The organism is Azospira sp. MPR-E4, assembly GCF_058809645.1.
Genome location: NZ_JBXAST010000004.1, coordinates 44,735 through 58,345 on the forward strand (window position 1 = coordinate 44,735; position 13,611 = coordinate 58,345).

The 13,611-nt window shown below is 69.4% G+C and carries 14 protein-coding genes; 4 read left to right on the forward strand and 10 right to left on the reverse strand.

Annotated elements, in window-relative coordinates; translation table 11 throughout:
* Positions 1–164: 164 nt before the first annotated feature.
* Together AC1RTA_RS02340 and AC1RTA_RS02345 are read left to right on the forward strand one after the other, a co-directional pair.
* On the forward strand, positions 165–950 hold the full coding sequence (locus tag AC1RTA_RS02340) for an AraC family transcriptional regulator (protein ID WP_492783851.1): 786 nt from the start codon (positions 165–167) through the stop codon (positions 948–950).
* Positions 951–1,075: 125 nt separating this feature from the next.
* Positions 1,076–1,324 carry a DUF2076 domain-containing protein gene (locus AC1RTA_RS02345; RefSeq protein WP_014237240.1) on the forward strand — a complete coding sequence of 83 codons (249 nt, stop codon included), beginning with the start codon at positions 1,076–1,078 and terminating at the stop codon, positions 1,322–1,324.
* Positions 1,325–1,402: 78 nt separating this feature from the next.
* Here AC1RTA_RS02345 and AC1RTA_RS02350 read toward each other — a convergent pair whose 3' ends face one another.
* From AC1RTA_RS02350 to AC1RTA_RS02360, 3 genes are read right to left on the reverse strand one after another with little or no spacing between them, the layout of a single operon-like run.
* Positions 1,403–1,969 carry a flavin reductase family protein gene (locus tag AC1RTA_RS02350; protein ID WP_130458310.1) on the reverse strand — a complete coding sequence of 189 codons (567 nt, stop codon included), beginning with the start codon at positions 1,967–1,969 and terminating at the stop codon, positions 1,403–1,405.
* 34 nt (positions 1,970–2,003) lie between these two features.
* Positions 2,004–2,804 carry a DUF1684 domain-containing protein gene (locus AC1RTA_RS02355; protein ID WP_492783852.1) on the reverse strand — a complete coding sequence of 267 codons (801 nt, stop codon included), beginning with the start codon at positions 2,802–2,804 and terminating at the stop codon, positions 2,004–2,006.
* 19 nt (positions 2,805–2,823) lie between these two features.
* On the reverse strand, positions 2,824–3,864 hold the full coding sequence (locus AC1RTA_RS02360) for a patatin-like phospholipase family protein (protein WP_014237236.1): 1,041 nt from the start codon (positions 3,862–3,864) through the stop codon (positions 2,824–2,826).
* Between the two features lie 147 nt (positions 3,865–4,011).
* On the opposite strand from AC1RTA_RS02360, the gene gpmI reads away from it, so the two are divergent.
* Both gpmI and AC1RTA_RS02370 read left to right on the forward strand, forming a co-directional pair.
* Positions 4,012–5,652, forward strand: a complete 1,641-nt coding sequence (gene gpmI / locus AC1RTA_RS02365) for a 2,3-bisphosphoglycerate-independent phosphoglycerate mutase (RefSeq protein WP_492783853.1) — start codon at positions 4,012–4,014, stop codon at positions 5,650–5,652.
* Between the two features lie 113 nt (positions 5,653–5,765).
* Positions 5,766–6,620 (forward strand): HDOD domain-containing protein, encoded by an 855-nt coding sequence (locus AC1RTA_RS02370; protein ID WP_492783854.1) that lies wholly within the window; start codon positions 5,766–5,768, stop codon positions 6,618–6,620.
* A 200-nt stretch (positions 6,621–6,820) separates the two neighbouring features.
* Here the strand turns inward: AC1RTA_RS02370 and AC1RTA_RS02375 are convergent, their stop codons facing one another.
* The 7 genes from AC1RTA_RS02375 to AC1RTA_RS02405 all read right to left on the reverse strand — a co-directional run bounded on the left by AC1RTA_RS02375 (position 6,821) and on the right by AC1RTA_RS02405 (position 13,590).
* Positions 6,821–7,246, reverse strand: coding sequence for an organic hydroperoxide resistance protein (locus AC1RTA_RS02375; RefSeq protein WP_492783855.1), 426 nt, complete (start codon positions 7,244–7,246; stop codon positions 6,821–6,823).
* Between the two features lie 172 nt (positions 7,247–7,418).
* Positions 7,419–7,895 carry a MarR family winged helix-turn-helix transcriptional regulator gene (locus tag AC1RTA_RS02380; protein ID WP_492783856.1) on the reverse strand — a complete coding sequence of 159 codons (477 nt, stop codon included), beginning with the start codon at positions 7,893–7,895 and terminating at the stop codon, positions 7,419–7,421.
* A gap of 36 nt (positions 7,896–7,931) precedes the next feature.
* A complete protein-coding gene (locus AC1RTA_RS02385; RefSeq protein ID WP_014237231.1) occupies positions 7,932–8,288 on the reverse strand; it encodes a DUF3325 domain-containing protein in 357 nt (118 codons plus the stop codon).
* Positions 8,285–9,793 (reverse strand): PepSY-associated TM helix domain-containing protein, encoded by a 1,509-nt coding sequence (locus AC1RTA_RS02390; protein ID WP_492783857.1) that lies wholly within the window; start codon positions 9,791–9,793, stop codon positions 8,285–8,287. Before AC1RTA_RS02390 ends, AC1RTA_RS02385 begins: the two co-directional genes overlap by 4 nt.
* Positions 9,790–10,071, reverse strand: a complete 282-nt coding sequence (locus tag AC1RTA_RS02395; RefSeq protein ID WP_492783858.1) for an iron transporter — start codon at positions 10,069–10,071, stop codon at positions 9,790–9,792. The genes AC1RTA_RS02390 and AC1RTA_RS02395 overlap by 4 nt, the downstream gene beginning before the upstream one ends.
* A gap of 71 nt (positions 10,072–10,142) precedes the next feature.
* The gene (locus tag AC1RTA_RS02400) at positions 10,143–11,108 is read right to left on the reverse strand and encodes an alpha/beta hydrolase (RefSeq protein ID WP_492783859.1); all 966 of its coding nucleotides are present in this window, start codon (positions 11,106–11,108) and stop codon (positions 10,143–10,145) included.
* Positions 11,109–11,169: 61 nt separating this feature from the next.
* A complete protein-coding gene (locus AC1RTA_RS02405) occupies positions 11,170–13,590 on the reverse strand; it encodes a TonB-dependent siderophore receptor (protein WP_492783860.1) in 2,421 nt (806 codons plus the stop codon).
* Between the last annotated feature and the right edge of the window lie 21 nt (positions 13,591–13,611).

Genomic DNA, 13,611 nt, shown 5'->3' on the forward strand with positions numbered 1-13,611 from the left:
CTCCCGGCCACTGGCAGAAATACGGCAGACGGACAATAATTATCGCAATCCGGCCAGCCGTACCGCTGACCGTACCGTCCCGGACCGGCCCCAGCGCCAACCCGCTCCGCCCCGATTCCAGCCGGCAGATGCCGCCCCCAACCCGCTCTCTCCGGAAGACGCTCATGCCTGCCACCCAGCCGCGCCTGCCCTACGATCCCTGGCCCCGCCGGCCCCCCAGCGCCGCTGAGCCGGTCACGGTGAACCTGCGCAAGGCGCCGGCCGACGTGGAAATCCCCAGGCACAGCCACGACTGGGCCCAGCTGGCCTACCCCATCGCCGGCACCATCCGCCTGGCCACCGCCGACATGGCCTGGATCGTGCCGCCCCTGCGGGCCATCTGGATTCCGCCCCAGGTGGCCCACACCGTGGTCATGCTGGGCCAGGTGGAACTGCGCACCCTCTACGTGGATGCGGCGGCGGCCCCCCTGCCCCTGGATTCCTGCCGGGTGGTGGAGATATCCGACGTCATGCGGGCCCTGAGCGAGGCCCTGGCCGCCAGCCCGGCCCCCGCCGAACCCCGGCGCGGCCTGATGACGGCCCTGCTGGTGGAGGAGATGCGCCAGGCCAAGCCCCTCTCCCTGGGCCTGCCCCTGCCCCGGGACCGGCGCCTGATGGCCCTCTGCCAGGCCCTGCTCGACCAGCCCGCGACGGACCTCAGCCTGGAGGCCTGGGCCGCCCGGGTCGGCGCCAGCAGCCGCACCCTGGCCCGCCTCTTCCAGAAGGAGCTGGCCATGCCCTTCGGCGCCTGGCGCCAGCAGCTGCGCCTGTCCCGGGCCGCCGCCCTGGTGGCCCAGGGCCGCAGCCTGGGGGCGGTGGCGGCGGAACTGGGCTACGCCAGCCCCAGCGCCTTTTCCGCCATGTTCAAGCGGGCTTTCGGCCAGTCGCCGCGGCAGTTTTTCCGCCAGTAGCTGCGGCTCCTGTTACACACTGTATCAACCTGGATCAAATGCCTGGCCTAAACTTGTTGCATTGCAACATTCAACAGGCGCAGAATCGACCTCATCCCGAAGCCGTATCGCCTGAGGAGCCAGCCATGAACGCCATTGAACGCCAACAACTGACCTCCCTCCTGCAGCGACTGAGCCATGTGCAGTCGCAGCAAACCGAGGTGGAAATCGAATCCGTCATCCGCGAGGCCTGCGCCGGCCAGCCCGAGGTGGCCCGCCTCCTGGCCCAGCAGGTCCTGGGCCTGGGCAACACCGCCCACGCCCCCTGCTTCCACTGCGCCCCGCCCGAAGGCAGCTACGCCTTCGAAGCCGCCGGCATCCCCCACCAGCACTGAGCCGGAGCCGCCCCCAGCGGCGGCTCTTCGCCCCGTCGCTTCCCTTCTCCCGGCCCCGCCCAGGGGCCGCGCCGGGCCTTAGGCCGGCACCTCCAGGCTGTCGCCGGTGAGGAAGAACTGCCCGCCCGCCACGTAATGCAGGGTGCGCAGTTCTTCCGCCGCGAACAGCCAGCGGCCGTCCCGGAAGGCCCGGTCGTCAGCCCAGGCCGCCACCACCTCGGCCAGGAACAGGTCGTAGGCCTGCTGGTTGTGCTGGTTGTGCTCTTCCGGCAGCACCCGGCATTCCAGCCAAGCGGCACAGCCCTCCACCAGGGGCGCCCCCACCTTTTCCGCCGGCGCCGTGGCCAGCCCCAGGCGGGCGAACTTGTCCCCGTCGCGGCCGCTGCAAGAACCCACGGCCACCACCGCCCCGGCCAGAGCCTTGCCGGGAATGCCCAGCACGAATTCACCGGAGCCTTCCACCAGGCCCCGGGTATGGGCGCCCTTGTCGATCACCACCGCCACCTTGGGCGGCGAAAAATCCAGGGGCATGGCCCAGGAGGCCGCCATGACGTTGCGGCGTCCCTGGTGGGCGCTGCTGACCAGGGTCACGGGGCCGTGGTTGAGCAGCTTGTAGGCCTGGGACAGGGGAACGGCGACACGCATCTTTTTCTCTCCAAGCAGGATGGGTACGGGAGCCTCAGTGGCCGCCCCGGTATTGCAGTTCGCCGGCCTCGACGGCAAAGCCCAGCCAGTTCTCCGGCGGCGGCAGGGGGCAGGTGGCGAAGGGGGTGAAGGCGCAGGGCGGGTTGTAGGCCCGGTTGAAGTCCAGCAGCACCTTGCCGTCCTGAGGCGGCGGGCAGCGCAGGAAACGGCCAGCGCCGTAGGTCAGGCGGCCGCTGCCGGCATCGCGGAAAACGAAGAAGACGCCCTCCTCCCCCGTTTCCATGGGCAGCAGGGCCACCGTCTGCCCGGCGTGCTCGAACACCGCCCGGTGCCGCACCGTCACCGCCTTCAGTTCGCCGGTCACCGTCGGCACTTCCATGGTGACGGGCTCGGCCAGGGTTTCCCAGGCGGCCTCGATGGACCAGGCCGGCGCATAGGGCAGGCACTCCAGCCCGGCGAAGGGCCGCTTCGCCTGCCACTCCAGATCCCGCAGGCGCACCGCCAGGCGGCCTTCCCGCTCGATGATGAAAAACTGGTAGGCGCCGCTGCGCACCGGCGTCGGCTCCCCCTGGGCGTCGGTCTGCAGGGCCTGGAGCCCGCCGCCGGCGGGCTCCCAGGTGATGCTGGTGCCCTGCCAGCGCAACAAGCCCAGGCGCTCCGGACCGTCGGGCAGGCGCACCAGGCAGTCGGCGCCGGCACCCACGGCGTTGTCGCCGGGTTCCAGCCAGATGAGGCCGATCAAGCCGGGCCAGCCTTGCGGCGCATCCAGTTCGGCCAGGCGGCGCTGGCACCAGCGCTGGTACCGGGCCGCCGGGGAAGCATCAATATCGCTCATGGAATTCTCGCAAAAAGGGTTAGAGGCGGAAGCGCCGGGCCAAATCGAAGGAGTTGCGTACCCCGATGTCGCCGCTGTGGGCCCGGAGCCAGTCTTCGGCGGCGGCGTAGCCCAGGTCGTGGAGCTTTAGCAGGAAGGGCCAGTCGGCCGCCACCTTGGTTTCGGAGCCGAACTGGTGCAGCAGGTCGGCCGCCTCGATGAGATGGAAATGGGTCTGCAGGATGCGTTTTTCCAGCCCCCCCGCCTCCAGGCCCAGGCGCTCGGAGAAGTCGATGACGTTGGCGAAGAGCAGCATTTCCCGCAGCACACTGGTGTTGAAGGCCAGTTCCATGGCCCGAGCGCGGATTTCCTCCACCGTGGTCGGCACCTCGCCGTAGGTGGGCGGCGCTAGCAGCACCAGCAGGATTTCCGGGCTGTCGCATTCGTAGAACAGGGGGAACACCGCCGGGTTGGCAGAATAGCCGCCGTCCCAGTAGGGCTCGCCGTCGATCTCCACGGCGTGGTGGATCATGGGCAGGCAGGCCGAGGCCAGGGCCGCCTCCACGCTCAGCTCGGCGTTGCGGAACAGGCGCAGCTTGCCGGTGTTGGCGTTGGTGGCGGCGAGGAACAGGCGCACCGGGCTGTGCCGGCGCAGGCCCTCGAAATCCACCCGCTCCTTGAGCAGCTGGCGCAGGGGATTGAAGTTGAGGGGATTCAACTGGTAGGGCGAAAGATACTGGGTCCAGTTGAGCATCATGCGGGTTGCCGGCATCAGGGCCAGGCCTTCGCCGCCCTGCACCGGCATGGAGAGATCCAGGGGCACGCTGTCGGCGATGGCCTGCCAGAACTCTTCCAGGGCCAGGCGGGCCCACTGGGGGCCTCCCTTCATCAGGCCGTCGGCCAGCACCAGGGCATTCATGGCGCCGGCGCTGGTGCCGCTGATGCCGTCGAAGCCGTAGCGCCCGTCCGCCAGCAGGCAGTCGAGCACACCCCAGCTGTAGGCGCCGTGGGCGCCGCCGCCCTGGAGCGCCAGATTGAGGGCCAAACCCGTGCTGCCTGCTGCCGTCTGCTGAACTGCCATGACTGCTCCTCGGATTGACTGATGGGTTCCCGGCTAGGATACTTCGCCCGGCGCCGCGGCGGCGCATCTTGCCGCTTTTTGACGGGCGCCCTCGGCGGGGCCGCAGCCTTGCCGACCTTTCCCGAATCGCTCTGCCAGGATTTCCCCATGCTGCAAAAGCTCTCCTCCTTCCCCGGCGTGCCCGGTCCCGTGGTCATCATCGTCATGGACGGCTACGGCCTGCCCAAGACCGACGTCGGCAGCGCCATCGCCGCCGCCAGGAAGCCCACCCTGGACAAGCTCTTCGCCACTTGCCCGAACATCCGCCTGAAGGCCCACGGCACCGCCGTCGGTATGCCGTCGGACGACGACATGGGCAATTCCGAAGTGGGCCACAACGCCATCGGCGCCGGCCAGGTGTACGCCCAGGGCGCCGCCCTGGTGGCGGGCGCCATCGCCGACGGCAGCATCTGGCAGGGCCAGGCCTGGCAGGAGATCGTCGCCGGGGCCAAGGCCGGTCGTGGTGTGCTGCACTTCATCGGCCTCTTCTCCGACGGCAACGTGCACAGCCACATCGACCACCTCAAGGCCATGGTGGTCCAGGCCAAGGCCGAAGGCGTCAAGACGGTGCGCATCCACGCCCTGCTGGACGGCCGCGACGTACCCGAGACCAGCGCCCTGGAATACGTGGAGCCCTTCGAGGCTTTCCTGGCGGAGATTTCCGACCCATCCTTCGACGCCCGCATCGCCTCCGGCGGCGGCCGCCAGGTCATCACCATGGACCGCTACGAGGCCAACTGGGCCCTGGTGGAAGCCGGCTGGAAGACCCACGTGCTGGGCCAGGGCGAGCAGTTCGCCAGCACCGCGGAAGCGGTCAAGGCCCTGCGCCAGCGCCATCCCGGCACCATTGACCAGGACCTGCCGCCTTTCGTCATCGGCGCCAATGGCCAGCCCGTCGGCACCATCGAGGACGGCGACGCCGTGGTCTTCTACAACTTCCGCGGCGACCGGGCCATCGAAATCACCCGGGCCTTCGAGGAAGCGGATTTCGACAAGTTCGACCGCATCCGCACGCCCAAGGTCACCTACGCCGGCATGCTGCAGTACGACGGCGACCTGCAGCTGCCCAAGCGCTTCCTGGTGGCCCCGCCGGCCATCAAGGACACCATGGGCGAGTGGTTCGCCAAGAGCGGCGTGACCCAGTTCGCCTGCTCCGAAACCCAGAAATTCGGCCACGTCACCTACTTCTGGAACGGCAACCGCTCCGGCAAGTTCGAGGGCGAGACCTACCAGGAAGTGCCCAGCGACGTGGTGCCCTTCGAGCAGCGGCCCTGGATGAAATCCGCCGAGATCGCCGACGCCATGATCGCCGCCCTGAAGAGCGGCCAGTACAAGACCCTGCGCTGCAACTTCGCCAACGGCGACATGGTGGGCCACACCGGCAACTTCCGCGCCGCCACCCTCTCCGTCGAGGCGGTGGACCTGGCCCTGGAGCGCATCCTGCCGGTGGTCGACGCCATGGGCGGGGTGGCCCTGATCACCGCCGACCACGGCAACGCCGACGAGATGTTCGAGCTGGACAAGAAGACCAAGCAGCCCCAGCTCAATGCGGACGGCTCCTTCAAGGCCAAGACCGCCCACACCCTCAACCCGGTGCCGCTGATCCTTTACGACAACGTCAGCGGCGGCAAGCTGGGCCTGCAGCAGACGGAAAGCGCCGGCCTCTCCAACATCGCCGCCACCGTGGCCAACCTGCTGGGCTACGAAAAGCACGCCAAGTGGGACGAGAGCCTGCTGCAAATCCGCTGATCCCACGGCATCGGCGCAACAAGGAAACGGCGGCCCCAGGGCCGCCGTTTTGCATTGGCCCTTCTTGACGCAGCGGCTGGACGCCCCGTGGCACAGGGGTATGATGCTGGGCCATGGACAAGCTCGAAGTCTTCAACACCCTGGCGGCCGGGGTCGGCCACGGCGAACTCGCCTTTCCCACCAGCGCCCAGGTGGCCATCAAGGTGCGGCAGGCCCTGGACGATCCGGAGTGCCACATCGAAGCCGCCGCCCATCTGGTGCAGGCCGAGCCCCTGCTGGCGGCCCGGGTGGTGGCCATGGCCAACTCGGTCACCTACAACCGTGCCGGCAATCCCGTCACCGACGTGCGCACCGCCGTCGCCCGCCTGGGCTTTCGCACCGTGCGCGCCCTGGCCATGGCCCTCATCACCCGCCAGCTGTCCGGCAGCCCCAGCGATCCCGCCTTGCAGGCCATGGCCGCCCAACTGTGGCAACACACGGCCCATGTGGCCGCCCTGGCCCACGTCATCGCCCGCCGGGTGACCAAGGTGGATGGGGAAACGGCCATGTTCGCCGGCATCGTGCACGAGGTCGGCGGCTTCTACCTGCTGTCCCAGGCCAAGCGCCAGCCCGGCCTGCTGGACGGAGATTTCGACGCCTGGATGGAAGGCGGCGAAATGATCCTGGGCCGGGCCGTGCTGCAGGTGCTGGAAGTGCCGGCGCCGGTACTGGAAGCCATCGAGGCCTATTGGGACGGCTTCCTCGCCATCCCGCCCCACTCCCTCGGCGACACCCTGCTGCTGGCCGAGGAACTGTGCCCCGTGCCCTCGCCCCTGCACCGCTTCAACAGCCGCGGTGCAGCCACGGGCGATGCCGACATGGGTGGCAGCGGCAATCTGGACATGGTGCTGGGGGAGGAAACCCTGAGCGGCATCCTGGCCGAAGCGGCGGAAGAAGTGGGCTCCCTCACCGGCGCCCTGCAGTTCTGACGCCTTTCCAGCCGCCGGCAAGATAGCAGCCCACCCCTGGAAGCCGCATGCGGCGGACTTCCCAGCCATGCCATGCCGGAGATCGCCTATCCGCGAGCCTCTCCAGCCGCCCTCCCCATCCAAGCGGCCATGAAAAAGCCGCCGACGGCCAGGCCGCGGCGGCTGCTTTGCTGCGGCGGCAACGCCGCCCCGCGAGACCCTCAGACCAGGGTCAGGGTGACGTCGATATTGCCCCGGGTGGCGTTGGAATAGGGGCAAACCTGGTGGGCCTTGGCCACCAGTTCCTCGGCCACCTGCCGCTCCAGGCCCGGCAGGGCGATGCGCAGTTCCACCTCGATGCCGAAACCGGCGGGGATGACGCCGATGCCCACCAGGCCCTCGATGCTGGCCTGGGCCGGGAAGGCGATTTTGTCCCGGGCGGCGACGAACTTCATGGCGCCCATGAAGCAGGCCGAATAGCCGGCGGCAAACAGCTGCTCCGGATTGGTGCCGGCACCGCCGGCCCCGCCCAGTTCCTTGGGCGTGCTCAGGGACACCTCCAGATGGCCGTCGGCGCCGACGGCACGGCCGTCACGGCCGCCGGTGACTTGGGCCTGAGCCCGGTACAGCACTTTTTCGATCGACATGGTCTTTCTCCTAGAAAAGTGGGAACTGCCTGCGACGACTTCGGAACGGTCCGGGCGCATCGCCGCCCATGAAAATTATCAACTATCGCTATTTAATCGCGCGCTATATATTTGCCGGAAGAAAAGGGCCGCGAGGCCCTCTTGTGCCGGCGCTTCACGCCACGGCCTGCCTTCAGCCGTAGGCCTGCAGCCGCCGGCGCAGGTCGTCCAGTTCGCCCTTGAGCCGGCCCAGCTCGTCGGTGGAACAGGCGGCAGCGCAGAGCATGGCGGCGGGCACGGCCTCGGCCTGGCGGCGCAGATCCCGCCCCGCCAGGCTCAGGCTCACCACCACCTGGCGCTCGTCGCTGGCGGCCCGGCTGCGGCTGAGCAGGCCCGCCGTCTCCAGGCGCTTCAAGAGGGGCGTCAGGGTGGCCGAATCCAGGCCCAGGGGCTCGCCGATCTCGGACACGGTGAGGCCGTCCCGCTCCCACAGCACCAGCATCACCAGGTACTGGGGATAGGTCAGGCCCAGGGGGCCCAGCACCTTGCGATAGACCTTCTGCATGGCCAGGGTGGTGGCATACAGGCTGAAGCAGAACTGGTTCTGCAGCAGCAGGGAGGCCGGGCTTGGCGGGGTGGCGTTGTTGGGCTTGTCATCCATGGCGCCCATATTAAATAGTTCGCTATTTAATTGCAAGCACTTTTATTAACCCCCGGACGCCAGGCTCCCCAGCCAGGCCAGCACCGTCAGCACGGCCAGGGCGCCGCCCCGGGTGCACCAGGGCGGCCGCCAGGCCAGCAGGAACACCAGGCCGGTGGCCGCAGCGGAGAGCAGGCCGATCCACAGCACCACGCCCTGGGCCGCGCCCCAGCCCGCAAGGCAGGGCGCCAGGGCCAGCAGGCAGCCGCTCCAGCCGGCCAGGCGCAGGACCCGGCCCCGTCCCGGCGTCAGGGGATGGTGGTAACGCTGCCGGTAGTGGCGGGCCATGCCCAGGCACAGGCCCAGCATGCCCAGATAGGCCAGGCCGAGACTGGCGGCGGCGTGCAACCAGGAAATGTTCATGCTGCCTCCTTGGCCGCTGCGGCGGCAAAACGGCGGCTCACCCGCCATCCCAGATAGACCAGGGCCAGGCCGCCGACGAGGGCGGTCAGATCCACCCCCAGGCGCATGGCATCCAGCAGTCCCGGGGCGCCGGCCACGTCGCACAGGGGCAGCAGGGCCCAGGCCAGGCCGGCGGCGTAGAGCTGCCCGCGCCAGGCCGCGCCGGGGGCACGCAGGCCGGCATGGACCAGGGTCAGGGCCCACACGGCGAAGAAGGCGCCGATCTCCCAGGCCGCCCGCTCCGCCAGGTCCGCCGGCAGCAGCCGGTTGGCCCAGAGGAAGGCGGCGCTGGCCAGCATCACCCCGGCCACGGTGGCCACGTTGAGGCTTTCGATGGCGCCATAGACCCGGGCCGTGGCGGCCCCGAATTCATGGCCGGGACGCTTGCGCCGCTTGATGGTGAACAGCACCAGCCCCACCGCCATCATGGCGGTGCCGGCCAGGCCGGAGAGAAAATACAGCCACTGGGCCGGATAGCCGCCGAAATGGACCAGGTGCAACCCCACCTGGGTGCGGAAGGCGTAGGCCACCGGGTTCCACTCGGTCTGCCGCCCCAGTTCCCAGCCGCTCACCGCGGCGAAGGTGATGTGGTCGGCCACGGCGCCGAGGCGGTCGTCCAGGTGGCGCATGAACTGCACCGTGGCCTCCCGGTCACCGGGGGCGCGGATGCCGATCCAGCCCACATGGCCGGCGCCCAGGACCGTCTCCGCCTCCTGCAGCAGGGGCGCCAGGGACGGCAGGGGCGCCGCCACGCCCGCCGGCCGGCGCTCGAAGCTGCGCACCACGTCGGCCCGGGGGCCGCCGGCCTTGCCGTCGTAGAAATGGTAGGTGGCGGCGGGCAGGTAGCTGTCCACCAGGATCACCACGCCGGTATAGGTGATGAGCAGGAGAAAGGGCAGGCCGAGGACGCCGAGGACGTTGTGGGCGTCCAGCCAGCTGCGCTGGGCCGAGGACTGGGGGCGGAAGGTGAAGAAGTCCTGGAATATCTTCTTGTGCACCACGATGCCGTTGATCAGGGCCGCCAGCATCACCAGCCCCACCAGGCAGACGATGGCCCTCCCCACCTTGCCCGCATCCAGTTCGGCGTGGAAGTGGGTGAAGAAATGGCCCCCTTCCGTGGCCCGCACCGGCAGCACCTCGCCGCTTACCGGATGCAGGACTTCCTCCCGGGTCTGCTCCCGGTTGCCCCAGACGATGCCCACCGCCGGCTGGCGGGACGAGGGCATCTGCACGCGCCAGATGGGCGCCCCCTCCCCCACCTGACGCAGGCGCGCCTCGGCCACCGCCAGGGCCCGGGCCGGCTCGGCCGGGGCATGGCGGATTTCCGGGCGCATCCAGTGGCTGATCTCCGGCTCGAACACGGCCAGGGTGCCGGTGAAGAAAATGGGCACCAGCAGCCAGCCGAAGAGGAGACCGCTCCAGGTGTGCAGCCAGGACATGGACTGGGTGAACGTGGGGGCCTTCATGACAAGACCTTTCCCAGCAAGCCGAGACCAGCCAGCAGGGTCGCCAGGGCCAGCAGCCAGCCCCAGGCCCGGGCGGCGCTGGAGGCGGCAAAGGCCCACAGCAGGGCCAGCAGCAGCGGAACGGGCAGGATCTGGCCCATGAGGAACCACAGGCTGACCCGGGCCAGGGGCAGCCACACCCCCAGGGCGAAGACCAGGGCCCAGGCGGCCGCGTAGCCCCCCAGGCCGGCCGCCAGGACGCGGCTCAGGACCTGGGTCCAGGATTGGTAGATACGCATGGCAATGCATCCGAAAAGGGGCCAGGGGCCCCGGTTGGCGAAGGAAAGGGCGAACACGGCAATGGGCGGCCTCAGGGCGCCATGGCCTCGGGATCGCCGAGGAAGGCCAGGGCCCGGGTCAGGGAGGGCAGGATCACCGAGCCGTGGTTCTCCCCGGCCAGCACCTCGTAACGCACCGGCCCGGCCAGGCGGGCGCCGCCGGCCAGCCACAGGCCCATCTCCCGGGCGTCGGTGACCATGGGCCGGCTGGCCAGGAGGCGGGCCCGGGGCGAATCCGGGTTGTCGCTGGGCGGATCGTCCTCCCGGGCGCCGACGGTGATCAGCACCTGGGCCTGGCGGCGGGCGCCGGCGGCCAGTTGCTCCCGCTCCAGACGCAGGTAGCGGTCGCCGTACCAGACCGAGGGACTGGCGGCGACGTAGGTGTGGAAGGCCTGGGGCCGGGTGAACAGCACGTGCAGGGCGAACAGGCCGCCGTAGGAATGGCCGAACAGGCCCTGGCGCGCCGGATCCACCGGGAACTCGGCGGCGATGAGGGGCTTCAGCTCCTCCTCGATGAAGGCCAGGAAGCGGTCGGCACCGCCCTGCCGTTCGCCGCCCCGCTCGGACTTGGGCCGGCCGGGCGGCAGCGGCGGCGTGTAGTCGTCGGCCCGGGCCGTCACCGCCTCGTCGGCGGAACCCGGATAGCCGATGGCCACCACCAGGGTGGGCGGCACGCCGGTGACGGCGGCACGCTCGGCCATGCGCCGGGCCACCACCGACAGGGTGGGAAAGGCCGTATTGCCGTCCAGGGCGTAGAGCACCGGGAAGCCGGCGGCAGGGGCGGCCCCGGCCGGCTTGGCGACGAAAATCCGGTAGGTACGGCCGGTATGGCGGGAGGTCACGTCCCGCTGCAGGGACTGGGGCAGTTCCACCGGATGCCAGGCGGTCTCGTCGCGAGCCAGGGCCGGGCTGCCGCCCAGGGGCAGCAGGGGCGCCAGCAGCAGGCCCAGGAGGAGACCGCGGCCCAGGCGCAGGGACAACAAGCTCAAAGATTGCATGGATGCCTCGAAAAAAAGAGCCCCCGGCCGTTGCCACGGCCCGGGGGCGGGAGGAACGGACTCAGAAGTCCACCGAGGCCGACAGGCTGACGCTGCGGGGCGCGCCGATGGTGGCCATGGAATAGCTGTCGGAGAAGCTGCCGGAGAAGTAGTTCTTGTCGAAGACGTTGTTCACGTTGGCGCGGAACACCACCTTCTGCTCGGCCACCCGGGTCGTGTAGCGGGCGCCCAGGTCCAGGATGGTCCAGGCCGGCAGCTGGTGGGTGTTGGCTGCGTTCAGGTAGAACTTGCCGTTGTAGGTCAGGCGGCCGGTCAGGGTCAGGCCGTTCACCCAGGGCGTATCCCATTCGGAGCCCAGGGTGGCCTGCCACTCGGGTACGCCGATGGCGGTGTTGCCGTCATAGGTGCCGTTCTGGGTGCGGGTCAGCTCCGCCTTGGTGTAGGTGGCTCCGCCCAGCAGGCGCACATTGCGGCTCACCTCGCCGAAGGTGTTCCACTCGATGCCGCGGTGGCGGCGTTCCTGGCCGTCGGTGTAGGCATTGCCCACCTTCATCATGCCCGGCTTGGTCAGCTCGAAAAGGGAGACGGTGTTGGCGAACTTGCCCGCTTCCCACTTCACCCCCACTTCCTTCTGCTCGGTCTTGTAGGGGGCGAAGGTATGGCCGTAGTTGGTGGCGGTGACGTCGGTGACCGTGTCGCCCTTGCTCAGGCCTTCGATGTAGTTGCCGTAGAGGGACACCGGCGCCGCCCAGGGCTTCACCACCAGGCCGACGGAGGGCGTCACGGCGCTCTTGTCATAGCTGGAAGTCTGCACCCCGGTGGTGCCGTCGAAGTTGCGGGTGCGCACCCGCTGGTCCCGCAGGCCCAGGGTCAGCAGCACCTTCTCGTCGAGAAAGGAGAGGGTGTCGGCAATGGCCAGGCTGGTCAGGGTGGTTTCGCCGGTCTTGCGCGCGCTGCCGGGCAAGGTGCCGACGTTGGCCGCCGCCGGGTTGTAGATGTTGGAGGCAAAGCTGGTGCCGGACTTGGTCAGGGAACCGCTTTCCTGCAGCAGGCCGGAGGTGCTAACCACCACATCGTGGCCCACGTCGCCGGTCTTGAAGCGGCCCTTGAGGCCGATCTCGGAAGCGACGGAATCGCTGAAGCCGTACTGTCCAGTGAGCACCCCGGTGAAATTGCCGTTGGCCTGGATGTTGCGGGCATGGGTGCCGTTGATGAAACCCCAGTAGTCGTAATGCTGGGTGCCCAGGGAGCCGTAGACGGAAAGCTGGTCGTTGATCTCGTAGTCGGCCCGCAGCATCAGGCCCATGTTCTCCAGGGTGCCGTAGGCGCCGGGGAACAGGTTCTGCTTGGCATCGGGCGCACTGAGGGGGGACGGCAGGGAATCGGCGAACCAGTAGGCGGAGGCCGGCGTGCCGCCCTTCATTTCCTCCTTGCTGTAGTAGAAGTCGCCGGACAGCACCAGGGCCTCGCCCCGGTAATCGGCGCCGACGGAGAGGAAATCCCGCTTCTTTTGCTGGCCGTCGGTGGTGGTATCCCCTTCCCGGTGGGCTGCATTGACCCGCAGGCCGATCTGCTTGGTGGGGCCGAAGCGGCGGCCCAGGTCCAGATGGGTGCCGATCTGGGAATCGGAGGTGTAGTCCACGGTCACCCGGGTCAGGGGATCGTCCGCCGCCCGCTTGGTCACCAGGTTCACCACGCCGCCCACACCGCCGCCGGGAGGCATGCCGGTGAACATGGCGCCGGGGCCCTTCAGCACTTCCACCCGCTCCAGGAACTCCACCGGCACGTGGCCCTGGGGCGTCATGCCGAAGAGGCCGTTCACCGACAGGTCGCCGGCGAAAACGTCGAAGCCCCGCAGGCGGAAGTTCTCGTAGAGGTGGCCGGCGGAAACGGTGTAACGGGCGGAGGGCTCGTTGGCCAGCACGTCGGCCACGGTGCGGGCCTGCTGGTTTTCCACCACGTCGGCGGTATAGGCGGTGATGTTGAAGGGCGTGTCCATCACGTCCCGGTTGCCCAGCATGCCCAGGCGGGCGCCCCGGGCCACCTGGCCACCGGCGTAGGGGGTCGGCAGGGAAAGGTAGTCGCCGCTGGCGGTGACCTTCACTTCCGGCAGGGCGGCCTCGCTGCGGGCCGGCAGGCGGCGCAGGGTGTAGGTGCCGTCGCTGCCGGGCACGGCTTCCAGGCCGCTGCCGGCGAGGAGTTTGACCAGGGCCGCATCGGGAGCGAACCAGCCGTCCAGGGCCGGGGCGGTCTTGCCGGCCACCAGGTTGGCATCCACCCCCAGCAGCAGGCCGGTCTTGGCCGCCAGCTGGGACAGGGCCTGGCCCAGGGGCTGGGCCGGCTGTTGCAGGTGGATGCCGGCCTTGCCGGCGGCCGAATCGGCCCACAGGGGCCCGGCACAGCAGAGGGCGAGGGCCAGGGCGGTGAGACGGAAGGCGGGCCGGGCCTGTCGGCGGCCGGGGCGCTGGGCTGGTTGGGACATGCAGACTCCTGAAAAGACGGT

Coding starts and splice junctions, on each gene's coding strand:
- AC1RTA_RS02360 (WP_014237236.1), bottom strand. CDS start 3,864: ATGGCAGTTCAGCAGACGGCAGCAGGCAGCACGGGTTTGGCCCTCAAT.
- AC1RTA_RS02400 (WP_492783859.1), bottom strand. CDS start 11,108: ATGCAATCTTTGAGCTTGTTGTCCCTGCGCCTGGGCCGCGGTCTCCTC.
- AC1RTA_RS02395 (WP_492783858.1), bottom strand. CDS start 10,071: ATGCGTATCTACCAATCCTGGACCCAGGTCCTGAGCCGCGTCCTGGCG.
- gpmI (WP_492783853.1), top strand. CDS start 4,012: ATGCTGCAAAAGCTCTCCTCCTTCCCCGGCGTGCCCGGTCCCGTGGTC.
- AC1RTA_RS02340 (WP_492783851.1), top strand. CDS start 165: ATGCCTGCCACCCAGCCGCGCCTGCCCTACGATCCCTGGCCCCGCCGG.
- AC1RTA_RS02370 (WP_492783854.1), top strand. CDS start 5,766: ATGGACAAGCTCGAAGTCTTCAACACCCTGGCGGCCGGGGTCGGCCAC.
- AC1RTA_RS02345 (WP_014237240.1), top strand. CDS start 1,076: ATGAACGCCATTGAACGCCAACAACTGACCTCCCTCCTGCAGCGACTG.
- AC1RTA_RS02385 (WP_014237231.1), bottom strand. CDS start 8,288: ATGAACATTTCCTGGTTGCACGCCGCCGCCAGTCTCGGCCTGGCCTAT.
- AC1RTA_RS02390 (WP_492783857.1), bottom strand. CDS start 9,793: ATGAAGGCCCCCACGTTCACCCAGTCCATGTCCTGGCTGCACACCTGG.
- AC1RTA_RS02375 (WP_492783855.1), bottom strand. CDS start 7,246: ATGTCGATCGAAAAAGTGCTGTACCGGGCTCAGGCCCAAGTCACCGGC.
- AC1RTA_RS02405 (WP_492783860.1), bottom strand. CDS start 13,590: ATGTCCCAACCAGCCCAGCGCCCCGGCCGCCGACAGGCCCGGCCCGCC.
- AC1RTA_RS02355 (WP_492783852.1), bottom strand. CDS start 2,804: ATGAGCGATATTGATGCTTCCCCGGCGGCCCGGTACCAGCGCTGGTGC.
- AC1RTA_RS02380 (WP_492783856.1), bottom strand. CDS start 7,895: ATGGGCGCCATGGATGACAAGCCCAACAACGCCACCCCGCCAAGCCCG.
- AC1RTA_RS02350 (WP_130458310.1), bottom strand. CDS start 1,969: ATGCGTGTCGCCGTTCCCCTGTCCCAGGCCTACAAGCTGCTCAACCAC.